Source organism: Aquabacterium sp. J223 (assembly GCF_024666615.1).
Taxonomy (GTDB): Bacteria; Pseudomonadota; Gammaproteobacteria; order Burkholderiales; family Burkholderiaceae_C; genus J223.
The window spans coordinates 792,884-815,375 of record NZ_CP088297.1 but is presented as its reverse complement, the minus strand read 5'-3'; the positions used below and the strand labels follow the sequence as shown (position 1 = coordinate 815,375).

Sequence of the window (22,492 nt, the reverse complement as noted above, 5' to 3'; positions counted from 1 at the left end):
CCCGCGTCAGCGGGTCGCCGGTGGCGGCGCGTCGCGCTCCCACACGCAGCCGTCCTCCGTCAGCATCGCGTCCAGCGGCACGTCGTGCGGCTCCGGCTGCAGCCAGGGCAGCCAGCCGTGGCCATAGCCCACGCCGACGGTGAAGGGCTTGGGCTGCAGCGTGGCCAGCGTGCGGTCGTAGAAGCCGCCGCCGTAACCCAGTCGCACGCCGTGGGGCCCGAAGCCCACGCAGGGCACCAGCAGCAGCTGCGGCTCGAAGGCCTCGGTGTCCTTGGGCTTGGGGATGCCGTAGGCGTCGTCCTCCATCGGACAGCCGGGGTACCAGACGTGGAAGCGCAGCCGCCTGGTGTCGCGGTCGATCACCGGCAGGCCCATGCGGCGCTTCGGGTCGGCCTCGCTCCAGCGGTACAGCGCGGGCAGCGCGTCGAACTCGCCCTTGATCGGCCAGTAGGCGCCGATGGTGGTCTCCTGCCGTCCGACCAGCCACACGCGCAGGCTGCGCTGCAGGTTCACCGCGCGCTCGTGGCGGTCCACCATGGCCTGGCGCTCCGCCTGCAGTTGCTTGCGCAGCAGCTTCTTGTCCTGGTTGAGCGTGAAGGGCAGGCCCGGGACGCCGGGAGGCGGTGACGGCGTGTTCATGGCCCGGGATTGTGCCGGGCCTGGCAGACTGGCCCCATGGCCGCGCCGCCCTTCGTCGAGCACTGCATCGAGCTGATGTCCACCGCCGGCGCGGTGCGGGCCAAGCGGATGTTCAGCGGCCACGGCCTGTACCTGGACGGCGTGTTCGTCGCGCTCATCGTCGGCGAGGTGCTGTACCTCAGGACCACCGACACCACGCGTCCCGCCTTCGAGGCGGCCGGCTGCCGACCCTTCGCCTTCACCAAGGCCGGCCGCACCATGGAGACGAGCTACTGGTCGGCCCCGGCCGAGGCGCTGGAGTCCCCGCCGGCGCTGCAGCCGTGGCTGGCGATGGCGCTGCAGGCGGCGCTGGCCGCCCGCAGCGCCACGCCGGTCAGGCGGCCCCGGTCGGCAGCGCGCCGCGCGGCAGGCGCCGGCGCCACCACGCCCGCACGCGGCAAGCGATCCTGAACCAGCCCGGCGCCGGCTGCGGCAGCGGCGCCAGCAGCAGCTCGAAGGCCGCCTCGGGCCAGCCTTCGACCACCGCCGACGCGCCGGCCGGCAGCGTCCAGCGCTCGCCGGCGGCCAGCCAGTGGTCGCCCACCGCGCCCGGCGGGTCGGCGGTCAGCCACAGCCGGCCGCTGACCACCCGCAGGCAGGTCGGCTGGCGCTGCGCCGGAATGCGCCGCGCCCGGCCGGCGGCCAGGACCCAGGCGGGCGCCGTCGATCCTTGAGCATCGGTCATCAATCGGCGGGCCATGGCAGACTCCTTCGATCTGCGGCAATCCCGAAGCGGGCTGCCAGGACGATCGATTCTCGTCAGCGGCGGCCGGCTGTCCAATGAGGTCGAGCGCCTTCACTCATTCCCGATGCGCATCAATCCACTGCGCTCCCGACCGTTGGCCATCGGCCCGTTGCGCGCCTTCGAGGCGGTCGCGCGGCTGTCCAGCTTCCGCGCCGCGGGGGACGAGCTGTTCCTCACGCAGTCGGCCATCAGCCGACAGATCCGCGCGCTGGAGGACGAACTCGGCGCGCCGCTGTTCAACCGCGGCACCCGGCATGTGGAGCTGACGGCGGCCGGCCACACCCTGCTGCGTGCGCTGGCCCCGCTGCTGGCGCGGCTGGACGGCACGGTGCGCCAGATCCGCAGCGCCCGCGCCCGCCAGCGGGTGAGCCTGAGCACGCTGGCCTCCTTCGCCTCGCTGTGGCTGCTGCCGCGGCTGCAGGACTTCCAGCGCCGGCACCTGGACATCGACATCCGCATCTCGGCCAGCGACAACCTGGTCGACCTGGACGACGCGGAGCTGGACCTGGTCATCCGCCACTGCCGCGACGGCACCGCACCGGCCGGCGCCCGCAAGCTCTTCGGCGAGGTGGTGACGCCGGCCATCGGCACCGCGCTGCAGGCGCTGGCCGCGCGCGGCGAGGCGCCGCCGCTGTTGCAGCCCGACGACCTGGCCGGCCACACCCTGCTGGAGGAGGACGACCACCACCCGGCGTCGGCCTTCCTCAGCTGGCGGCACTGGCTGCAGCAGCACGGCCTGCCCGGGCTGGAGCCGGCGCGCTGGCTGTACCTCAACTTCACCTACCAGCAGGTGCAAGCCGCACTGGCCGGCCAGGGGGTGACGCTGGCCCGGGTCGGCCTGGTGGCCGACGCCCTGCAACGCGGCGAACTCGTCGAGCCCTTCGGGCCCGGCATGCGGGTGCCCGTGCCCTGGGCCTACTGGGTGGCGCCGACCACCGAAGGCGCCCACCGGCCCGAGGTGCAGCGCTTCGTCGACTGGGTCTGCGAGCAGGCGGCGCAGACGCGGCTGGCCACCGGCGAGGCCTGACCACGGCGCCCTCCGGCGCGCACGATGTCGCGCGCCGACACCACACGGTGCCCGCGATGCCGACCCCGCCGATGCGCCTGCGCTAAATTGCCCTGCGTCACGCCCTGAAACCGTCCGCCGCCCGCCGCCGCCGAATGCGCCCTGCTGTCCTCCCGCTGTTGTCCGGCCTGGCCGCGGCGTTGCTGTCCCTGGCCTGTGCCCTCGCGCCCCTGCCGGCGTCGGCGCAGGCCACGCCCTTCCCCGCCCCACCCGGCACCACGGTGCGCGACCCGCTGGTGCAGGAGGCGCGCGAGGCCTGGGGCCGCCGCGACCGCGTGCGGCTGTCGGCGCTGAAGGCCGCCGCGCTGGCGATGAACCACCCGCTGGCGTCGTGGGTGGACTACTGGGAGATCACCCCGCGGCTGGGCGAGGTGGGCGTGCCCGAGGTCGAGGCCTTCTACGCCCGCTGGCCCGGCAGCTACGTCGAGGACCGGCTGCGCAACGACTGGCTGCTCGAACTGGGCCGTCGCCGCGACTGGCCGGCGCTGGCGCGCGACTTCCCGCGCTTTCGCATGAACGACGACCGCCAGGTCACCTGCTACTGGCTGATCACCGAGCACCTGGCCGGGCGCAACGTGCGCAACGAAGCGATGGCCGCGTGGCTGGCGCAGCGCGAGGGCGACGACGGCTGCGCGCTGATGGCCGCCACGCTGCACCAGGCCGGCGTGCTGCGCGACGACGACGTCTGGCGCGGCCTGCGCCAGGCGGTGGAGCTCAACCGCCGCGGCTGGGCGATGAAGGCGGCGCCGCTGCTCGGCTCGCCGGCCACTGGCGCGATGGCCGAGGTGCTGGACCAGCCGCAGCGCTGGCTGAGGCGCGGGCCGCGCATGGGCCGGGCCTACGACGAGCTGGGCGCGCTGGCGCTGATCCGCGTCGCCGGCGGCGACCCGGCCGCCGCCGCCGCGGCGATGGAGGAGCGCTGGGAGCGGTCGATGCCGCACGCGCTGGCCGGCGACGTCTGGGCGCAGATCGCCAAGCAGTCGGCCTGGCGCCTGCTGCCGGAGGCGCTGCCGCAGTACCAGCGCGCGGTGGCCACCAAGCTCAAGGGCCGGCGAGACACGCTGGACTGGGGCGACGACCTGCTCGGCTGGTACGCCCGCGCCGCACTGCGCAACGGCCGCGGTGCCGAGCGCTGGACCGCGGTGCAGCAGGCCATCGACGCAATGAGCCCCACCGAACAGCGCGACCCCACCTGGGCCTACTGGAAGGCGCGCGCCCTGCGGGCGCTGGCCAAGCCCGGGCCGGACGGCGACGCCCAGCGCGCCGAGGCCCAGGCCGCGCTGCAGGCCGTCGCCTCGCCGCTGCACTTCTACGGCCAGCTCGCCGCCGAGGACCTGGGCCAGCCGCTGGCCCTGCCGCCGAAGCCGGCGCCGGTCACCGCCGCCGAACGCGAGGCGGCGCGCAGCACCGCCGGCCTGCAACGCGCGCTGCAGCTGATCGCGCTCGGCCTGCGCAGCGAGGGCGTGCGCGAATGGAACTTCATGCTGCGCGGCCTCGACGACCGCCAGCTGCTGGCCGCCGCGCAGTGGGCCTGCGAGCGCGAGGTCTGGGACCGCTGCATCAACTCCAGCGACCGCACCCGCGCCGAGGTCGACCTCGACCAGCGCTACCCCATGCCCTTCCGGCAGGACGTGATCGCGCAGTCGCGCGAGACCGGCATCGACCCCGCCTACGTCTACGGCCTGATCCGGCAGGAGTCGCGCTTCATCCTCGACGCGCGTTCGCACGTCGGCGCCTCCGGGCTGATGCAGGTGATGCCGGCCACCGCGCGCTGGACGGCCAGGAAGCTGGGCCTGGCCTTCACGCCGGACATGATCACCGACCGCGAGATGAACCTGCGCATCGGCACCGGCTACCTGAAGCTGGTGCTGGAGGACTTCGGCGGCTCGCAGGCGCTGGCGGCCGCGGCCTACAACGCCGGCCCCAGCCGGCCGCGCCGCTGGCGCGAGGGCCCGGTGCTGGAACCGGCGATGTGGGCAGAGAACATCCCGTTCAACGAGACGCGCGACTACGTCAAGAAGGTGCTGGCCAACGCCGCGATCTACTCGGCGCTGATCAAGGGCGAGGCGCTGGCGCTCAAGGGCCGGCTGGGCAGCGCCATCGGTCCGCGCGAGGGGCCGCCCAACCCGCTGGATGCCGAACTGCCCTGAAGGGGGTGCCATGAAACTGTTCGTCGGCGACCGCAACCTGTCCTCCTGGTCGATGCGCCCCTGGGTGCTGATGCGCGCCCTGGGCCTGGCCTTCGACACCGAAGAACTGCGCATCACGCCCGGCCTGTCGGAGGCCGACAGGGCGCGGCTGCGCGCCCTCGGCGGGCCGGCGCGGGTGCCGGTGCTGGTGCTGGACGACGGCGCGGTGGCCTGGGACAGCCTGGCCATCGTCGAGACGCTGGCCGAGTGCTTTGCCGACCGCGGTGTCTGGCCGGCCGACGCCCGCGCCCGCGCGCAGGCCCGCAGCCTGTGCGCCGAGATGCACAGCGGCTTCGCCGCGCTGCGCGGCCACTGCCCGATGAACATCGCGGCCACGCTGCCCGAGATGGGCGAATGCGTCTGGGCCGCCAACCCCGCGGTGCGCGAGGACCTGCAGCGCATCGACGAGGCCTGGCGCACGGCGCTGCAGGCCCACGGGGGGCCCTTCCTGTTCGGCGACCGCTTCGGCGCGGCGGACGCCTACTTCGCGCCGGTGGTGTCGCGCGTGCGCAGCTACCGGCTGCCGCTGAGCAGGCCGGCCGCCGCCTACGCCGAGCGGCTGTGGTCCACGCCCGCGGTGCAGGACTGGGTGCAGGCGGCCATCGCCTCGGTGCAGCGACCGGTCGACGAGGGCTGACCATGGCCGCGCCGGCGCACTGGCGGGCCGAGCGCCGGGCCGCTCCCAAGCCGGCCCGCATCCCCGCGGGGATCGGCCGACGTACCCGTCGGGCGAGGGGCGGGCATGAAACGGTACGTCGTCGGCGGCGCGGTGCGCGACGAACTGCTCGGCCTGCCGGTGCAGGACCACGACTGGGTGGTGGTCGGCGCCACGCCCGACGAGCTGCTCGCCGAAGGCTACGAGCCGGTGGGCCGCGACTTCCCCGTCTTCCTGCACCCCCCAGACGCACGAGGAGCACGCGCTGGCCCGCACCGAGCGCAAGACCGCGCCCGGCTACCGCGGCTTCGTCGTGCACACGGCACCCGACGTCACGCTGGAGGAAGACCTGCAGCGCCGCGACCTCACCATCAACGCGATGGCGCGCGACGACGAAGGCCGCTTGGTCGACCCCTACGGCGGCCGGCGCGACCTGCAGGCCAAGGTGCTGCGCCACGTCAGCCCCGCCTTCGCCGAGGACCCGCTGCGCATCCTGCGCGTGGCCCGCTTCGCGGCGCGCTTCACCGACTTCACCGTCGCGCCCGAGACGCTGGACCTGATGCGCGCCATGGTCGAGGCCGGCGAGGTGCAGCACCTGGTGCCCGAGCGGGTGTGGAAGGAGGTGTCGCGCGGGCTGATGGAGGACAAGCCGTCGCGGCTGTTCGACGTGCTGCGGGCCTGCGGCGCGCTGGCGGTGCTGGCGCCGGAGGTCGACCGCCTGTGGGGCGTGCCGCAGCCCGAGGCCCACCACCCCGAGGTCGACACCGGCGTGCACCTGATGATGGTGCTGGACCTGGCGGCGCGGCTGCAGGCGCCGCTCGCCGTGCGCTTTGCCTGCCTGGGCCACGACCTGGGCAAGGGCACGACCCCGGCCGAGGTGCTGCCGCGCCACCTGGGCCACGAGGGCCGCAGCGTGACGCTGGTGCAGGGGCTGGCCGAGCGCTGGAAGGTGCCCACCGCCTGCCGCGAGCTGGCCGAGGCGGTGGCGCGCGAGCACGGCAACGTGCACCGCAGCGGCGAGCTCAACGCCGCGGCGGTGCTGCGCCTGCTCGAACGCTGCGACGCGCTGCGCCGGCCCGATCGCTTCGACGAGTTGCTGCTCGCCTGCGAATGCGACGCCCGCGGCCGGCTGGGCCTGGAGGACCGGCCCTACCCGCAGCGCCCGCGGCTGGCGGGCGCGCTGCGCGCGGCGCTGTCGATCGACGCCGCGGCCGCGGCCGCCGAGGCGATGGCCCGCGGCGCCCAGGGCCCCGCGGTGGGCGAAGCGGTGCGGCGGGCGCGGCAGGCGGCCATCGAGGCGGCGCTGTCGAGCTGACCCGTCACGGCCGGCTCAGAGCACCCAGCCGATGAACCCCGCGATCAGGCTGAGCAGCAGGCTGGACGCGAACGGCAGCCAGACCTCGCGACCGCGCCAGCGGAAGTGCAGGTCGCCCGGCAGCCGGCCCAGGCCGACCTTGCGCAGCCAGCCCTGCAGGCCGTTGAAGATGAGGAAGGCGGCGAGGAAGACGAGCAGCCAGCGCATGCCCCCAGTGTCACACCGGCTCAGGGCGGCGCGGCCAGCCCGTGCGCCGCGTGCAGGATCTGCGCCGCCCGCTCGGCGATGACCACGGTGGGCGCCATGGTGTTGCCGGTGGCGATGGACGGCATGATCGACGCGTCGGCCACCCGCAGGCCGGCCACGCCGTGCACGCGGAGTTGGCCGTCGACCACCGACTCGCGGTCGTCGCGGCCCATGCGGGCGGTCCCGCTCTGGTGGAAGTAGGTGCCCGAGGCGTCGCGCACGAAGCGCTCCAGCGCCGCGCCCGTCAACGGCCCGGGAAAGGCCTCGCGCGCACGAAACGGCGCCACCGGCGCGGCGTTGCCGATCTCCCGGCACAACTCGACGCAGCGCACCAGCGCCCGCACGTCGGACGGCTCGGACAGGAAGTTGGCGTCGATCAGCGGCGCGTCGCGCCAGTCGGCGCTGGCCAGCCGCACCTGCCCGCGGCTGTCCGGCCGCGCCAGGCCGGGCGCCAGCGTCCAGGCGTGGGCCGCGCCCGACGGCACGTCGAACTGCAGGGCCACCGCCTCGCTGGCGAAGGGCGTCTCCTCCAGCACCGGCATCAGGTCCGGCGTGCGCCGCGACGCCTCGCTCTTGGCGTAGAACACGAACTCGGCGGCGTTGTTGCGCGGCGGCTCCGGCGTCACGTAGGTCCAGCAGCAGCCGGCCAGCAGGATGTGGTCCTGGAAGTGGCGGCCCACCGCCGGCAGGTGGCGGCGGGTGGCCAGGCCGTGGCGGCGCAGCACGGCCGCGTCGCCGAGGCCCGACAGCATCAGCAGCTTGGGCGTGTTGATGGCGCCCAGCGAGACCACCACCTCGCGGCCGGCGGTCACCCGGTGCGGGCGGCCGCGGCGCACGAATTCCACCCCGCCGCAGCGCAGGCCGTCGCCCGCGCCGTCGAACAGCAGCTGCGTCACCTCGGCGCACAGCAGCACGTCGAGGTTGGGCCGGCCCAGCACCGGGTGCAGGTAGGTGGCGGCCACCGACTCGCGGGCGTTGCCGTCGCGCACCAGCAGGTTGGCCAGGCCGCAGCCGCCGTCGCCTTCCATCGCCGCGCCGTTGATGTCGTCCACCGCCGGGATGCCCAGCGCGTCGGTGGCCTCGATCAAGGCCGGCACCAGCGGCACCGGGTCGCGCGGCGGCTCGACGTTGAGCAGCCCGCCGCGGCCGCGGCGCTGCGCATCGGGCGGGCCCTGCCAGTCCTCGATGCGGCGGTAGATGGCCAGCACCGAGGCGTAGTTCCAGGCCGGGTCGCCGGCGGCCTCGGCCCAGTCGTCGTAGTCGTGGCGGTGGCCGCGCGCCCAGATCGAGCCGTTGATGCTGGAACCGCCGCCCAGCACCTTGCCCATCGGCAGCACCGGTGTGCGGCCGTTCAGCGTCGCGCTGGGCTGCGCGCGATAGCCCCAGTCGCGTTCGCTGCCGATGTTGGACATCCACCGCGTGGTGTCGATCACCGCCGGCACCTGGTCGCTGCCGCCGGCCTCGATCAGCAGCACGCTCACGCCGGGGTCGTCGGACAGCCGGCGGGCGATGACGCAGCCGGCGGTGCCGCCGCCGCAGACGACGAAGTCGTAGTGGTCGCGGGCGCCGTCGGCGTAGGGGCGGCGCGGCGGCGTCATGCGGCGGCGGGGCCGGCGCCGAGCCGGGCGGCCACGTCGCACAGCACGTCGGCCAGGGCCTGCGGCGCGCTGAGGAAGGGCGAGTGGTCGGCGTCGAGGCTGTAGACGTGCTCGCAGGGCGTGCGCTGCACCATCAGCCGCTGGTAGGCGGGCGACACCGCACGGTCGTCGCGCCCCTCGACGTAGAAGCGCCGCACGCGGCCGAAGCCGTCGTCGGTCAGCGGCGGCGGCTCGGCGTAGACCGCGGTGGCCTGCGCCGTCAGGCGCGACGCCGCCCAGGCCGCGTCGGCGGGCGCGCAGCGGTGGTAGAAGACCGGCGCCGCCGCCTCGACGGGAAAGGTGGCCCGCGTGCCGTCGGCCGACACCTCCATGTGCTTCAGCACCAGGTCCTCCACCTGCAGGTGCGCGGCGGCGGCGAGGAAGGACTGCAGCGTCTGCCCGCGCGGCAGCAGCAGGCCGTTGACGTACACCAGGCCGGCCAGCCGCGCCGCCTCGCGCTCGGCCACCGCGCTGGCGACGATGCCACCCATGCTGTGGCCGACCAGCACCACCGGCGCGCCGGCGCGGTCGGCCTCGGAACGCACCACCGCCGCGATGGCGTCCGCATAACCGGCCAGGTGCGCGCGGTCGCGGCCGGCCGCGTCGTCGCCGCTGCCCGGCAGGTCGGGCGCCACCGCCCGGTGGCCGGCGGCCTGCAGCCGGGGCAGCAGGTCGCGCCAGCACCAGGCGCCGTGGAAGGAGCCGTGGACGAGGACGAAGGTGCTCACCGCACGACCCTCCGGTCGCTGTGTGCCGACCTTCGGGACGGCGGCACGCGCCCTCTTCGGAGCGGCGGTGCGGGGAGCGGTCATGCGGGAGCCAACAGGTTGGGCAGCGCCGACTTGGGCAGCATGCAGTGCACGCCCTTGTTGACGTCCACCATCTGCGTGACGCGCAGGTCGGCGGCGATGCTGCACAGCGTGTAGGCGTCGACCGCCGGCAGGCCGGACAGCTCGGTGATCCAGGCGATCATCTGCCGCAGGGCCTGCCGCGCCGCGTCGTCCAGGTCCTCGTTCAGGCCCATGGCGATGTAGTGCGTGGCCGTCTCGGCGCGCGGCAAGCGCAGCTGCAGGTCCTTGCGCACGACGAACTCGAAGGTGCCGGTGAGGCTGGTCTCGATGGCGGTGAGGCAGACCTCGCCGTCGCCCTGCGCGGCATGGCCGTCGCCCGCGGAGAACAGCGCGCCGCGGTTGAACACCGGGAAGTAGACGGTGGTGCCGGCGGTCAGCGCCTTGTTGTCGAGGTTGCCGCCGAACTCGCGCGGGATGATCGACGTGACGCGGCCGTACTGCGGCGGCGGGGCCACGCCGAAGTTGCCGAAGAACGGGTCCAGCGGCAGCTCCAGCCCCCAGGGCAGGCTCGCCGTGCGCTTCGTCCGGTCCAGCGGGATGTGCAGCCGGCGCGACAGCGGGAAGTCCTCCGGCAGCGTGCCGAGCAGCGGCTCGATGATGTTCCAGCCCCAGTCCTGGCGCAGCGTCACGTCGTGGATGCGCACCTCCAGCACGTCGCCGGGCTCGGCGCCCTCGACGTGGACCGGCCCGGTGAGCAGGTGCGGTCCCGAGCCGCGCGGGCTCTCCGCCAGGACCGCGCGGTGCTCGGGCAGCAGCAGCGCGGCGTCGGGGTGCAGGTCCTCCGGCTCGCCGGACAGGGTGTCGATGGTCACCGTGTCGCCCGAGGCGATGTGCAGCACGGGGGCGCGGGCGGCGTCCCAGTAGCCCCAGTGGACGGTCTCGGCGGTGGCAGGCAGGTGGTGGTGGGAGGCCATGTGGTGTCCAGGCAGGGGGGAGTGGAGGATCGGCTCAGCCCTTGACGGCGCCCATGGTCAGGCCGCGCACGATCTGCTTCTGCAGCAGGAAGACGGCCAGCAGCACCGGCACCAGCGCCGCCATGCCGACCACCGCCATCTCGCCCCAGCGCACGCCCTGCGCGGTGATGAGCAGCGGGATGGCGACCGGCAGCGTCTTCACCTCCTGCCCGCCGAGCATGAAGGCGAACAGGAACTCGTTCCACGCGAAGATGAAGCACAGCATGGCGGTGGAGACGATGCCCGACTTGAGCAGCGGCAGCACCACCCGCAGGAAGACGGCGAAGCGGGTGTGGCCCTCCACCATCGCCGCCTCCTCCAGTTCCACCGGCAGGTCGCGGCAGAAGCTGCGCAGCACCCAGATGTAGAACGACAGGTTGAAGGTGAGGTAGGCCACCGTCAGCCCGACGAAGGTGTCGAGCAGTTCGAGCTGCGAGAAGATCAGGTAGAACGGGATGACCAGGCAGATCGGCGGCGCCATCCTGGTCGCCAGGATGAAGAGGAAGAGGTCGTCGCGCGCCCGCAGCTCGAAGCGCGCGAAGGCGTAGGCGGCCGGCGTGCCGACCAGCACGACGAGCAGCGTGCTGGCGCCGGCCAGCGCGATGGACCACAGCAGGTAGCGCAGGAAGCCGAGGTCGATGACGTAGGCGAAGTGCTTGAGCGTCGGCTCGAAGCGCCAGACCGTCGGCCGGGCGAACATCAGTTCGTCGGGCTTGAAGGCCATCGCCGCCAGCCACGCCACCGGGAACAGCAGCAGCGCGGCCAGCAGCGCGGTCAGCAGGGTCCAGCCGATCGAGGACCGCGGGCCACGGGTCGGCGACGCCGGCGCCGCGGCCGTCGGCGCCTCCGGCCGCAGGGCGGGCTCGACCGTCGACAGGGTGGAACTCATGGCCAGGTCCTCAGAAGGCGTTGAGCCGCTTCTTTGCCAGCTGGTAGAACAGGTTGCACACGACGAAGAAGGCCAGCCACACCAGCACCGCCAGCGCCGCGGACTCGCCGATGCGCCACTGCTCGAAGGTCATCTTGTAGGCGAGGATGCTCGGGCTCTCGGTGCTGACGCCCGGGCCGCCCGAGGTCAGGATGAAGATCGAGTCGAAGACCTTGAAGGCGTCGATGAAGCGCAGCATGCCGATGACCACCAGCAGCGGGGTCATCATCGGCAGCGTCAGGCGGAAGAAGGTCTGGAAGGCGTTGGCGCCGTCGACCGCCGCGGCGCGGTACGGCTGCAGCGGCAGCGCCTGCCGGCCGGCGAAGAAGGCCAGCATCATGAACGGCGTCCACTGCCAGACGTCGACCAGCGCCAGCGCCACCAGCGCGTGGTCGGCGGAGGCGAACACCGACGTGCCGGCCAGCCAGCCGAAGCGCTCGATCAGGTTGTGCGACAGCAGGCCCCAGGAGCCGGCCAGCATGACCTTCCACAGCAGCCCGACGACGATGGGCGCCATCATGCTGGGGATGAAGAGCAGCGGCAGCCAGACGCTGCGGCCCCACACCGCCTGGTTGAGCACCAGCGCGCCGCCGAGCCCGAGCACGAACTCCAGCGGCACCGCGATGGCCATGAACACCGCGGCCACGCGCAGTGCGTTCCAGAAGCGGTCGTTGGCCAGCAGCCGGGCGTAGTTGTCCCAGCCGTTCCACTCGCCGACCTGCCCGTACGCGACGTCGTGGACGCTGAGGTAGACCGCGTAGCAGAACGGCACCAGGCTGACGATGACCAGCACCGCCAGCGCCGGCGCGATCAGCGCGTACGGGTAGGCGGCCGTGTCGCTGAAGCGCCGGCGGCCCGCGGGCGGCACCGTCGTCGCGGCGGTGGCGGCCAGCGTCACAGCGCGCACTTCTTGCAGATCGCCAGCATCTTCTCCTGGCCCTGCTTGGCGCCCTGCTCGGGCGTGAGCTTGCCCTGCCCCACCTGCTGCACGATCGGACCCAGCGCGTCGTAGATCTCGAAGATCTTCGGCACCTTGGGCTTGGCCTCGGCCACTTCCATGGTGCTCTTCATCGCGCCGTAGAAGGCCGCCTGCGCGCCGCCGAACTGCGGCATCTGGAAGGTGGACTGGCGGATCGGCACACCGCCCTTGCCCGCCTCGACCAGCTTGCGCTGCGTGTCCTTGTCGACCAGCCACTGCAGGAAGAGGAAGGTGGCCGGCTTGTTCTTCGACGCCCGGTTCATCGCGATGGTCGACGGCTCCGACGCGGCGCTGCGCTTGCCCTTGTGGTCCGCATTGACCGGGATGCCGGCGTAGGTGAACTTGCCGGCCAGCGGCGAGGCGCCGGGCTTGTCGATGCCGAGCACGAAGTCGCTGTAGGCGATGGCCTGGGCGGCGATGCCGTTGCCCATCACGGTGGGCACGTCGACCAGCGAGTACTCGGCCTGCCCCGGCGGCGAGTACTTCCACATGCGCTGCCACAGGGTGAGCGCCTGCACGTTCTGCGGCGAGTCGAACACCGGCACGCCGGCGGCGTCGAACAGGCCGCCGCCGTAGTTCTTCAGCATGTTCTCCCACACCGACACCAGGGTCGCGCCGCCGGTGATGCCCTCGTGCAGGATGCCGTAGAAGTCGGTCTTCAGCGGCTGCCCGGCCAGCGTCTGGCCGGCCTTGCGGGTGAAGAACTCGCCGATGTCGAGGAACTGCTTGAAGTCCTTCGCCGGCCCGAGGTCGTAGCCGTACTTGGCCTTGAAGGCGCTCTTCTCGCCGGGGTCGTTGAGCAGGTCGGCGCGCGCCCAGTACACCATGTTGTAGTTCCAGTTCAGGAAGCCGTACGTCTGGCCCTTGAACTGGGTGAGGCTGCGGTTGGCCGGCTCGATGAGGTCCTTCAGGTCCAGCGCCGGGTTCATCAGCTTGCCGTCCTTCATCAGGGCGTCCAGCGGCTCCAGGGCGTTGCCCGCCAGCATCTGGCCCATCTGCACGCCGTGCAGCATCACCGCGTCGTAGTAGCCGCGGCGCGACAGCAGGTCGGCCTGGCCCTTGTTGATGACCTCGAAGTGGTTGAGCAGCTCGTACTCGACCTTGATGCCGGTCTCCGCGGTGAACTGCGGCACCAGCGTCTTCATCGCCTCCTGCAGCGGCGTGATCTCGTCGAGCACGCGGATGGTGGTGCCGGCATAGGGCTTGGCCGCTTCCTTGTAGGACCAGGTCTGGGCCTGCGGCGCGGCGCAGGCGATCGCCAGCGCCGCGGCGACCAGGGTCCGGCGCATCGTCCGTTCGCCAATCGGGTGGTGGGTGGTGTTCATGCTTTCTCGCTCCTGTGAAATCGGATCGGGGCTACACCGCGGCGAGGGGCACCGCGAAGGGCGCGCCGTCGTGGACGACCAGGTCGCCGGTGCCGGCGCTGAAGCCGAGCGCCCCCTGGGGATCGAAGGCCAGCGCCACGCGCTGGCCGATGGCCCACGACACCAGGCCAGGCAGCTTGGCCTTGACCCGCACCGTGCCGACCGCCACCGTCAGCAGCGTGTGCTTGCCCAGCGGCTCGACCGCGTAGACCTCGCCGTGCAGGGCGTCCGCCGGCGCGGCGTCCGGCGGCAACGGCCGCAGCGCCGTCGGCCGCAGCCCGAGCAGGCCGCCGCCGGCCAGCGCACCGGCGAAGCGGCCGTGCAGCGCCGCCGACGCCGGCTGCGGCGGACCACCGGCCAGGCGCACCTGCCCGGGCAGGCCCTCGACGAAGTCCAGCGGCACGATGTTCATCGCCGGGTCGCCGATCAGCCGGGCCACGCGCACGTTGGCCGGCCGGGCCACCACCTCGTCCGGCGTGCCCACCTGCTGCAGCCGACCTTCGATCAGCACCGCCACGCGGTCGGCCACGGCCAGTGCCTCGATGCCGTCGGGCGTGAACCAGAGCGTGGCCTGCGGCTGCCGGCGCTGCCGCCGGCGCAGCGCGGCGCGCAGGCTGTGGCGCAGGCGCGCGTCGAGGTGGCCGATCGGCTCGTCGAGCACGAACAGCGACGGCGCCTGCACCAGCGCCCGGCACAGCGCCACCCGCTGCTTCTGGCCGCCGGACAGCTGCGACGGCATGCGGTCGCGCAGCGCCGACATCTCGGTCAGCGCCAGCACCTCGTCGATCCGCGCCGCACGCTGCGCCGCATCCCACCGTCCGCCGCTGGTGGGTGCCAGCAGCGGCGAGGCGATGTTCTGCGCCACGCTGCGCGTCGGGTACAGCGCATAGGACTCGAACATGTGCGCCACCCGCCGGCTGCGCGCCGGCCAGCCGTCGATGCGCTGGCCGGCGAGCGCGATGCGGCCGGCGTCCGGCCGCTCCAGGCCGCTCAGCAGCCGCGCCAGCGTCGACTTGCCCGCGCCCGACGGACCGGTCACGGCCAGCACCTCACCCGGCGCCACCGACAGGTTCACGTCGTCGACGGCCACCGTCGGGCCGAACCGCTTGCACAGGCCGGCGATCTCCAGCACGCCCGGCGCGACCCCCTCGCCGGACGGCGCTTCGCGGGTCGCCATCAGCACGGCCGCCCCCGGTTCAACGCGACGCCGCTCTCCGCATCGAAGACATGCAACCGGGCGGCCGGCAGCGTGCACGACAGCGTGTCGCCGGTCCGCCAGGGCGATGGCGACGGCTGCTCGGCATGCAGCCGCCGACCGCCGGCGACCTGCACGGTCAGCACCTCGCGGTCGCCGCAGCACTCGCGGTCCAGGACCTCGCCGTCCAGGCGCAGCGCCGGCCCGGTCTCGGCGGGGCTGCCGAGCACCACGTCCTCGGGACGGATGCCGAGGTCCACGCGCCCCCCGGCGGCCGACAGCGCCAGCGCCAGCGATTGCGCCGCGTCGCCCACCAGGTGCACCCGGCCCGCCGCGGCATCGTGGACGGCGTCGAGCAGGTTCATCGGCGACTCCCCGATGAAGCCGGCGACGAAGCGGTTGGCCGGTCGGACGTAGAGGTCCTCCGGCGTGCCGACCTGCTGCAGCACGCCGTCGTTCATCACGGCGATGCGGTCGGCCATCGCCATCGCCTCGGTCTGGTCGTGCGTGACCAGCACCGAGGTCAGCTTGGCCAGGCTCTGCAGGCGGCGGATCTCGGTGCGCAGCACCACCTTCTGGTCGGCGTCCAGGTGCGACAGCGGCTCGTCGAACATCACCAGCGCCGGGTCGCGCACCAGCGCCCGGCCGATGGCCACCCGCTGCTGCGCGCCGCCGCTGAGCGCGCGCACCGGCTGGTCGAGCAGCGCCTGCAGGCCGAGCAGGTCCACCGCCTCGCCGACCTTTCGCCGCACCAGCTCGCGCGGCACGCCGCGCACGCGCAGCGGGAAGGCGATGTTCTCGAAGGCCGAGAGGTGCGGGTACAGGGCGTAGTCCTCGAAGACCATCGCCACGTTGCGGGCGGCGGCGTCGTGCGCGGTGACGTCGGCGCCATCGAACTGGATCACGCCGGAGGTCACCGGCTCGATGCCCGCCACCATCTTCAACGTCGACGACTTGCCGCAGCCGGACGGGCCGAGCAGCGCGAGCATCTCGCCCTGCGGGCAGTGCAGGTCGAGCCGGTGGACCGCGTAGGAACGCCCGTCGTACGACTTGCTCACACCTCGGAGTCGGACCTCTGCCATGCCACCGACTTCGCAACATCCATGCCGCTGAAGGGCCGGCCTTCACGGGCTCATGGCGGTGGGACGCGGCCTCGGAAGGCACCAACAGCGACCGCTCCACCGGCCCCTGCGCCACATCGGATCATCTTCAGGATCCCGATTGGGGCGCGGGCTGCGCGCGCGTCAGCGCGACCGCGGCCACCAGCCGTCGTCGCGGCGTTCGAGCAGGGGCGAATCGAACACCCCGTGCACCTGTGCGGACCGTGCCTCGCCGAGGGTCTCGCGCCAGGCGTCGCCCTGCCGCATGGCCACCAGCAGGCCGACGACCTGCAGGCCCAGGCCTTCGAGCAGCCGCCACGCCTGCAGCGCGGTCCGCCCGCTGCTGACCGCATCGTCGACCAGCAGCGCACGGCGGCCCTGCAGCAGCGGCAGTTGGTTCGGGTCGAGGTACAGCCGCTTGCCGGCCCCCGGCGTGGTGATGGACGACACCGGCGTGGACAGCGCCTCGTCGTACCAGAACTTGCGGGAGTAGCCGAGCGGCACCCAGCGCGGGTGGCTCAATCCTTGAGCCACACCGGGCGCGAACACCATGCCCAGCGTCGGCAGGCCGACGACCACCTCGGCCCCCAGCGGCCGTGCCAGCGCCAGCATGGCCGCCGTGAGGCGGTCGACCACGGCGAAGGACGCCTGGTTGGCGATGAGCGAGGCCACCGCATGGTCGGCCGACAACGGCAGGCGACGGATCGGCAGCCGCAGCACGTCGCCGTCGGGCAGCGCGACGGGCACGCCGTGACGCCAGGGCGGCGACAGCCGCCCGTGCCAGTCCGACGCGGGCTCGATGCGCTGCCAGAAGGACGTCGTCGGCACCGTGGCCGACGGGTCGTCCGGCTCAGGCGTGGCCATGCACCGCCTGCGCGAACAGCGAGCGCGGCGGCCGGTACAGCCCGCGGCCGACGAAGCCGCGGCGGCCGTCGGCGCCCAGCATGGCCAGCGCCACCAGCGGTGGCCGCCCGGTCGCCACCACCCTCGCCGCATCGAGCGCCACCGGGCGCTGCAGCAGCGGGTGCGGTGCGGCGAGCAGTGCCTCGGCCAGGGTTTCATGGTCCGCCGGCAGGTGGCCGTCGAAGGCCTGCAGGGGCTCGGGCGCGCCGGCCAGCGCCAGGCCGCCGCAGCCCAGCAGGTCGATGACGGCGCTGTCGCCGATGGCCCCGCAGACCGCGGCGTCGCCGGCCGTGTCCAGCCGCCGGCCCTGCGGCGGCTCGGCCGCCGTGGTGATCCAGCGCCCCGGGTCCGAGGCCAGGGCGATGCCGAAGCGCTCGCCGTTGCCGCCGCCGCGCGTGACCAGCGTCGGCGCGTCGCCCTGCTCGGCGGCGCGCAGCACCGCGGCGCTGGCCGCCATCCACACCGTGAGGAAGAACAGCGGGGTGGCGGTCAGCGCCTGCGCCAGGGCCGGCTCGCCGCACGACGCGACCCAGGCGGCCAGCGCCTCGTTGGCGGCGGTGGTGCGGCTGTGCAGGTCGTCGCCGTGCGCCAGACCGTGGGCGGCCAGGGGCAGCAGCGGCAGGGGGCCGCGCGCGGCCAGCAGGCGCCGCCACAGCGGCGCCTGCTGCGCGTCACGCTCGCGCAGCCGCGGCAGCAGCGCCGGATCGCGCATCCCCATGCGGGTGTCCGGCCCGCCCAGCGTGGACAGCGGCGCCTGCACGGTGGGGCCGCCCGGCTCGCCGACCGCGAACAGCGGCGTCGTGGCGGACACCACCGCCGCCAGCGGCACCACGCAGCCGCGCGACTGCGCCGGCGACAGCCGCAGCACGCCGCGCCGCACCTGGGCCTCGGCGTCCTCGGCGCTGGCGGCCCAGCCCTCGTGCAGCGCCGTCATCACCGCCGACGACAGCAGCACCGGCGGCGGGTCGCAGGGATCGGCCAGCGGCGGCCCGGCGTGCAGCAGCTCCCGGTCGGCCAGTCCCAGCGCCTCGCCGGCCGCGGCCACCCCCAGCAGCCGCGGCCGCGCCGCGAGCAGGCGGTCGACGGCACCGGCCATCACAGGCCCATGTAGGCGGCCCGCACGCGCGGGTCGCGGGCCAGCTCCGCGCTCGGGCCGGCGAAGGCCACACGGCCGGTCTCGACCACGACCCCGCTGTGCGCCAGCTCGAAGGCGGTGAACACGTCCTGCTCGACCAGCAGGATGGTCAGGCCGGTGCGGTTGATCTCGAGCAGCGACTGCGACAGCTTCTCCACCGCGCGCGGCGCCAGGCCCAGCGACAGCTCGTCGATCATCAGCAGCGTCGGCCGCGACATCAGCCCGCGGCCGATGGCGCACATCTGCTGCTCGCCGCCGGACAGCGTGGTGGCGTCCTGCTGCTGGCGGTCGTGCAGGATGGGGAACAGCGAGAACACCTGGTCGAGGTCGCGCTGGATGTCGGCGCGGGCATCCCGCCGCAGGTAGGCGCCGAGCAGCAGGTTGTCGCGCACCGACAGGCCGCGGAACAGGCGCCGGCCCTCGGGCACGTGCGCGATGCCGGCGCGCAGCACCGCCTCGGCGCTGGCGCCGGTGAGGTCCTGGCCGGCGAAGTGGATGTGGCCGCTGCGCGGCCGCAGCAGGCCGGAGATGGTGCGCAGCAGGGTGGTCTTGCCGGCGCCGTTGGAGCCGACGACGCAGGCGATCTCGCCCGCCCGCACCACCAGGTCGACCCCCCACAGCACCTGCACGTCGCCGTAGCCGGCCTGCAGGTTCTGCAGTTGCAGCAGCGGCACGGCGCCAGTGCCGGCCGTCCGGTCCTCCACCGGCCGGGCCTCCATCACGTCGCTCATGCCGCGGCCATCCTTTCGGCGTACTTGGTGCCGAGGTAGGCCTCGATCACCTTGGGGTCGGCGGCCACCCGCTGCGGCTCGCCGCGGGCGATCAGCTCGCCGTGGTGCAGCACCAGCAGTTCGTCGCACAGCGAGAACACCACCTTCATGAGGTGCTCGATCAGCAGGATGGTCACGCCGCGCGCGGCGATCGCGCGGATGAGGGCGATGGCCTCGACGATCTCGGCGCTGTTGAGCCCGGCATTGACCTCGTCGAGCAGCAGCAGCTTCGGCCGCATGGCCAGCGACTTCGCGAGTTCCAGCCGCTTGCGCGACGGCAAGGTGAGCGATGACGCCGGGCGATCCGCCAGCGGCGCCAGGCCGACGAAGCGCAGGTGCTCCATCGCCTGCTCCGCGGCCTGCGCGCGGTTGGCCGCGCCGCCGGCGTACAGCGCGCCGGCGACGACGTTCTCCAGCACCGTCATCTGCGGGAAGGGCTGCACGATCTGGAAGGTGCGCGACAGCCCGCGGCGCGCCGACTCGAAGGGCCGCTGGCCGCTGACGTCCTCGCCGGCAAAACGCAGCCGGCCGGCGTCGGCCCGGTGCACGCCGGTGACCAGGTTCACCAGCGTGGTCTTGCCGGCGCCGTTGGGACCGATGAGGCCGACGATGCGCCCCGGCTGCAGTTCGAAGCCGACGTCGTGGATGGCGGCGACGCCGCCGAAGCGCTTGGTCAGCCCCTGGACCACCAGCAGCGGCTCGCTCATGATCCCTCTCCCTGCGGCGTCGGCTGGCGACCCAGGGCGGCGGGCGCCGACGACGGGGCCGGGGCCGGCGCGGTCTTCCTCGACGGCCGGCGCAGCCGCCCCAGCAGGCCGCCCGGCAGGAAGAAGATCAGCAGCACGACGACGATGCCCAGCGCCGCCTGGTTGTAGTCGAGGAAGCGCGACCACACCGTCTGCTCGATGAGCACGAAGCTGGTCGCCCCCACCACCGGTCCCAGCAGCGTGCCGGGGCCGCCGAGCAGCACCATCACCGGCACCTTCAGCGTCATCAGGATGGAGAAGGCGTCGGTGGGGGCGATGTAGGCGGTCCACGACGCCGAGATGGCGCCCACCGTGCCGCACAGGAAGGCCGACAGCGTGAAGCCGATGGTCTTGTAGCGCACCACGTCCACGCCGACCATGTCGGCCGCGTCCTCGTTCTGCTGGATGCACTGCAGGCCGAAGCCCAGCCGGCTGCGGTGCACCAGCACCGTCATCGCGAAGGCGATGACCATCACCGCGAACAGCGCGTAGAAGAACACGCGGCCGGCGAACGCCGGACCGCCGGGCAGGATGGGCAGGTTCAGCCCCTCGCCGCCGCCGGTGAGGCCCGACCACGACGAAGCCACCAGCCGCAGCACCTCGACGATGGAGATGGAGCCCACCGCAAAGTAGTGGCCCTTCATGCGCAGCAGGCCCCAGCCCAGCAGCGCGGCGAAGGCGCCGGTCACCACCGTGGCGCCCACCCAGGCCGCCACCATCGGCCAGCCGGCGTTCTGCAGCAGCGCGCCGGCGTACGAGCCGAGGCCGACGAAGGCGGCGGTGGCGAAGGACGGGTAGCCGGCGTAGCCGCCGATGATGTTCCACGACAGCGCCAGCGCGCAGAACAGGCAGACGAAGCTGGCCTGCTGCACCACGTGGTTGTCGCCGACCCAGGGCAGCAGCGCCAGCACCAGGGCGAAGACGGCGAACAGCACGAGGGAGCGGTTCATTCGTACCCCCGGCGCCCGAGCAGCCCGGTAGGCCGGGTCATCAGCAGTCCCAGCATCAGGACGAAGCCGATGAGCACCGCGTTCTGCGGGCCGAACCAGTGGCCCGACAGCGATTCGATGAGGCCGAGCGCCATGCCGCCCACCAGCGCACCCGGGACGGTGCCCAGGCCGCCGATGACACAGACCACGAAGGCCTTGCCCAGCAGCAGGCCCGACAGGTTGGTGGTGACGGGGAAGACCATCGCCATCAGCGCGCCGCAGGCGCCGGCCAGGCCGGCGCCGATGGCGAAGGTGGCGGCGTAGATGCGGTTGATGCGGATGCCCATCAGCGCGGCGGCGTCGCGGTCCATGCGCACCGCGACGATGGCGCGGCCGGCCCGCGAGCTGCGCATCACCCCGTACAGCAGCGCGGTCAGCGCCAGCGCCAGCGCGAAGGCGACGACCCGGTCCCAGGCGATGACGACGTCGCCCAGCACCAGCGTGCCCAGGTCCAGCGTCACGCGGCGCGGCGTGGCGTCGAACAGCACGTTCATCGCGTTGTAGAGGATGAGGTCGAGGCCGAAGGTGAGCGTCAGCGTGGTCAGCACCGGCCGCTGCACCAGCCGGTTGACCATGCCGGCCTGCAGCGCCCAGCCGAGGGCGAACAGCAGCGCCGACACCGGCAGCAGCGCCACCAGCGGATGCACCTGCCAGTGCAGCCAGGCGAAGTAGGTGAGGTAGCCGCCGAGGATGATCATCGAGCCGTGCAGCATGTTGATCACGTTGAGCACGCCCCACACCAGCGAGAAGCCCACCGCCAGGCACGCGTACAGCGCGCCCAGCGTCAGGCCGTTGACGAGCACCTGGAGGTAGACCATCAGACGCCGTCGGGCATGGTCGTCAGCGAGCCGGCCTTGATGGCGGCCGGGAACAGCGGGACCACCTTGCCGTTCTGCACCTGGATGATGGGCAGGTCGCGGCCGCCGTTCATGCCGTTGGCGCCGAACTTGATGGGGCCGTAGAAGGTGGTGATGTCCAGCGCGGCGAGCGCGTCGCGCACCTTGGCCTTGTCGAGGGTGCCCGCCTTCTCGATCGCCTTCTGCAGCGCGATGAGCGCGGCGGCCGCCGAGGCGTGCACGTAGTCGGGGTCCTTCTTCTCGCGCGCCAGGAACTCCTTGTAGAAGGCCTCGGTGGAGCCGAACACGTCGTCGGACTTGTAGTTCAGCGAGTGGTGCCACCACGACGCGCTGGTGACGCCGTTGGCCTGCTTGCCCAGCGCGTCGATGAACTCGCGGTAGGACGGGCCGGTCACCATGGTGACGATGGGCGCCGCCAGCTTGATGTCGCCCATCTGCTTGCGCGCCAGCACCAGGTCCTGGGTGTAGCCGGAGACGAAGATCCACTGCGGCGCGGCGGCCTTGATCTTCGACAGTGCGGCCGCGTGGTCCAGCGTGCCGACGGGGTAGAACTCGCTGTAGACCACCTGCAGGCCGGACGCCTCGGCCGCCGCCTTCATCTCGGTGGCCATGGCGCGCGGGAAGACGTCTTCGCGGCCGAGGATGGCGATCTTCTTGACGCCGGGGATCAGCCGGGTGAACAGGCTGGTCATGTTCTGCACGATGCCGCCGTTGGGCGCCAGCGTGCCGAACAGGTACTTGTAGCCCTGGTTGAACACCGACTCGCTGGACGCCACCGACGCCATCACCGGCACGCCGTAGCGCTCGGCCACGCCGGCCACCACCTTGGTGTGGCCGGAACCGAAGGGCGAGGTCAGGAAGTCCACCTTGTCCTGTGTGATCAGGCGCTCGGCGATCTGCTGGGCGCGCTTCTCGTCGGACTGGTAGTCGTAGGTCAGCAGCTCGACCTTGAGCTTGCGGCCGCCGACCGCGATGCCGCCGGCGGCATTGACCCGCTTGAGCCACATGTCGTAGGCGACCTGCTGCTTCTTGCCCTCGTCGGCCAGGCCGCCGGTCAGCGCCAGCGGCGCGCCGATGCGGATGACCTCCTGGGCCTGGGCGGCCAGGGCCAGGCTGGCCGCCCCGAGGGCGACGGCGGCACGCAGCAGCGCACGGTGGAAGGTTCTGCGGGACATGGGCGGAACTCCTGGA

General features: G+C 73.2%; 22 protein-coding genes and 1 pseudogene. 5 read left to right on the top strand and 18 right to left on the bottom strand.

Going from position 1 to position 22,492, the window contains the following annotated elements; genetic code table 11:
* Positions 1-6 precede the first annotated feature (6 nt).
* A complete protein-coding gene (locus tag LRS07_RS03950; protein WP_260500709.1) occupies positions 7-639 on the bottom strand; it encodes a 5-formyltetrahydrofolate cyclo-ligase in 633 nt (210 codons plus the stop codon).
* 36 nt (positions 640-675) lie between these two features.
* On the opposite strand from LRS07_RS03950, the gene LRS07_RS03945 reads away from it, so the two are divergent.
* On the top strand, positions 676-1,089 hold the full coding sequence (locus LRS07_RS03945; RefSeq protein ID WP_260500708.1) for a TfoX/Sxy family protein: 414 nt from the start codon (positions 676-678) through the stop codon (positions 1,087-1,089).
* On the opposite strand, the gene LRS07_RS03940 is transcribed toward LRS07_RS03945, so the two are convergent.
* Positions 1,013-1,378 carry a DUF2917 domain-containing protein gene (locus LRS07_RS03940; protein ID WP_260500707.1) on the bottom strand — a complete coding sequence of 122 codons (366 nt, stop codon included), beginning with the start codon at positions 1,376-1,378 and terminating at the stop codon, positions 1,013-1,015. The two genes, LRS07_RS03945 and LRS07_RS03940, sit on opposite strands and share 77 nt — an antisense overlap.
* 109 nt (positions 1,379-1,487) lie before the next feature.
* On the opposite strand from LRS07_RS03940, the gene LRS07_RS03935 reads away from it, so the two are divergent.
* From LRS07_RS03935 to LRS07_RS03920, 4 genes and pseudogenes are all read left to right on the top strand, one after another.
* Positions 1,488-2,450, top strand: coding sequence for a LysR substrate-binding domain-containing protein (locus LRS07_RS03935; protein ID WP_260500706.1), 963 nt, complete (start codon positions 1,488-1,490; stop codon positions 2,448-2,450).
* Between the two features lie 134 nt (positions 2,451-2,584).
* Entirely contained in the window at positions 2,585-4,639 is a 2,055-nt protein-coding gene (locus LRS07_RS03930) for a lytic transglycosylase domain-containing protein (protein WP_260500705.1), read from the top strand.
* A gap of 10 nt (positions 4,640-4,649) precedes the next feature.
* Positions 4,650-5,315 (top strand): glutathione S-transferase, encoded by a 666-nt coding sequence (locus tag LRS07_RS03925; protein WP_260500704.1) that lies wholly within the window; start codon positions 4,650-4,652, stop codon positions 5,313-5,315.
* 105 nt (positions 5,316-5,420) lie between these two features.
* Positions 5,421-6,648 (top strand): annotated as a pseudogene (locus LRS07_RS03920) (multifunctional CCA addition/repair protein).
* 15 nt (positions 6,649-6,663) lie between these two features.
* Here LRS07_RS03920 and LRS07_RS03915 read toward each other — a convergent pair.
* From LRS07_RS03915 to LRS07_RS03840, 16 genes are all read right to left on the bottom strand, one after another.
* A complete protein-coding gene (locus LRS07_RS03915) occupies positions 6,664-6,855 on the bottom strand; it encodes a DUF2905 domain-containing protein (protein WP_260500703.1) in 192 nt (63 codons plus the stop codon).
* Between the two features lie 20 nt (positions 6,856-6,875).
* Complete coding sequence (locus tag LRS07_RS03910; RefSeq protein ID WP_260500702.1) at positions 6,876-8,492, bottom strand: GMC family oxidoreductase; 1,617 nt, start codon at positions 8,490-8,492, stop codon at positions 6,876-6,878.
* A complete protein-coding gene (locus LRS07_RS03905; protein WP_260500701.1) occupies positions 8,489-9,259 on the bottom strand; it encodes an alpha/beta fold hydrolase in 771 nt (256 codons plus the stop codon). Before LRS07_RS03905 ends, LRS07_RS03910 begins: the two co-directional genes overlap by 4 nt.
* Before the next feature lie 80 nt (positions 9,260-9,339).
* The gene (locus tag LRS07_RS03900; RefSeq protein WP_260500700.1) at positions 9,340-10,296 is read right to left on the bottom strand and encodes an acetamidase/formamidase family protein; all 957 of its coding nucleotides are present in this window, start codon (positions 10,294-10,296) and stop codon (positions 9,340-9,342) included.
* A gap of 34 nt (positions 10,297-10,330) precedes the next feature.
* Entirely contained in the window at positions 10,331-11,224 is an 894-nt protein-coding gene (locus LRS07_RS03895; protein WP_260500699.1) for a carbohydrate ABC transporter permease, read from the bottom strand.
* Between the two features lie 10 nt (positions 11,225-11,234).
* Positions 11,235-12,161 (bottom strand): carbohydrate ABC transporter permease, encoded by a 927-nt coding sequence (locus LRS07_RS03890; protein ID WP_260500698.1) that lies wholly within the window; start codon positions 12,159-12,161, stop codon positions 11,235-11,237.
* Positions 12,158-13,567: an extracellular solute-binding protein gene (locus tag LRS07_RS03885; protein WP_260500697.1), complete on the bottom strand. Its 1,410-nt coding sequence runs from the start codon at positions 13,565-13,567 to the stop codon at positions 12,158-12,160. The genes LRS07_RS03890 and LRS07_RS03885 overlap by 4 nt, the downstream gene beginning before the upstream one ends.
* A gap of 31 nt (positions 13,568-13,598) precedes the next feature.
* Positions 13,599-14,783 (bottom strand): ABC transporter ATP-binding protein, encoded by a 1,185-nt coding sequence (locus tag LRS07_RS03880; protein WP_260500696.1) that lies wholly within the window; start codon positions 14,781-14,783, stop codon positions 13,599-13,601.
* Positions 14,783-15,859, bottom strand: coding sequence for an ABC transporter ATP-binding protein (locus LRS07_RS03875; protein ID WP_260500695.1), 1,077 nt, complete (start codon positions 15,857-15,859; stop codon positions 14,783-14,785). The genes LRS07_RS03880 and LRS07_RS03875 overlap by 1 nt, the downstream gene beginning before the upstream one ends.
* 186 nt (positions 15,860-16,045) lie before the next feature.
* Positions 16,046-16,765 (bottom strand): phosphoribosyltransferase, encoded by a 720-nt coding sequence (locus LRS07_RS03870; protein WP_260500694.1) that lies wholly within the window; start codon positions 16,763-16,765, stop codon positions 16,046-16,048.
* Positions 16,752-17,900: an oxamate carbamoyltransferase subunit AllG family protein gene (locus LRS07_RS03865; protein WP_260500693.1), complete on the bottom strand. Its 1,149-nt coding sequence runs from the start codon at positions 17,898-17,900 to the stop codon at positions 16,752-16,754. The genes LRS07_RS03870 and LRS07_RS03865 overlap by 14 nt, the downstream gene beginning before the upstream one ends.
* Entirely contained in the window at positions 17,900-18,670 is a 771-nt protein-coding gene (locus tag LRS07_RS03860) for an ABC transporter ATP-binding protein (protein ID WP_260500692.1), read from the bottom strand. Before LRS07_RS03860 ends, LRS07_RS03865 begins: the two co-directional genes overlap by 1 nt.
* A complete protein-coding gene (locus LRS07_RS03855) occupies positions 18,667-19,416 on the bottom strand; it encodes an ABC transporter ATP-binding protein (RefSeq protein WP_260500691.1) in 750 nt (249 codons plus the stop codon). Before LRS07_RS03855 ends, LRS07_RS03860 begins: the two co-directional genes overlap by 4 nt.
* Positions 19,413-20,405 carry a branched-chain amino acid ABC transporter permease gene (locus LRS07_RS03850; RefSeq protein WP_260500690.1) on the bottom strand — a complete coding sequence of 331 codons (993 nt, stop codon included), beginning with the start codon at positions 20,403-20,405 and terminating at the stop codon, positions 19,413-19,415. Before LRS07_RS03850 ends, LRS07_RS03855 begins: the two co-directional genes overlap by 4 nt.
* Positions 20,402-21,262, bottom strand: a complete 861-nt coding sequence (locus tag LRS07_RS03845) for a branched-chain amino acid ABC transporter permease (protein ID WP_260500689.1) — start codon at positions 21,260-21,262, stop codon at positions 20,402-20,404. Before LRS07_RS03845 ends, LRS07_RS03850 begins: the two co-directional genes overlap by 4 nt.
* A complete protein-coding gene (locus LRS07_RS03840) occupies positions 21,262-22,476 on the bottom strand; it encodes an amino acid ABC transporter substrate-binding protein (protein ID WP_260500688.1) in 1,215 nt (404 codons plus the stop codon). Before LRS07_RS03840 ends, LRS07_RS03845 begins: the two co-directional genes overlap by 1 nt.
* Positions 22,477-22,492: the final 16 nt, after the last annotated feature.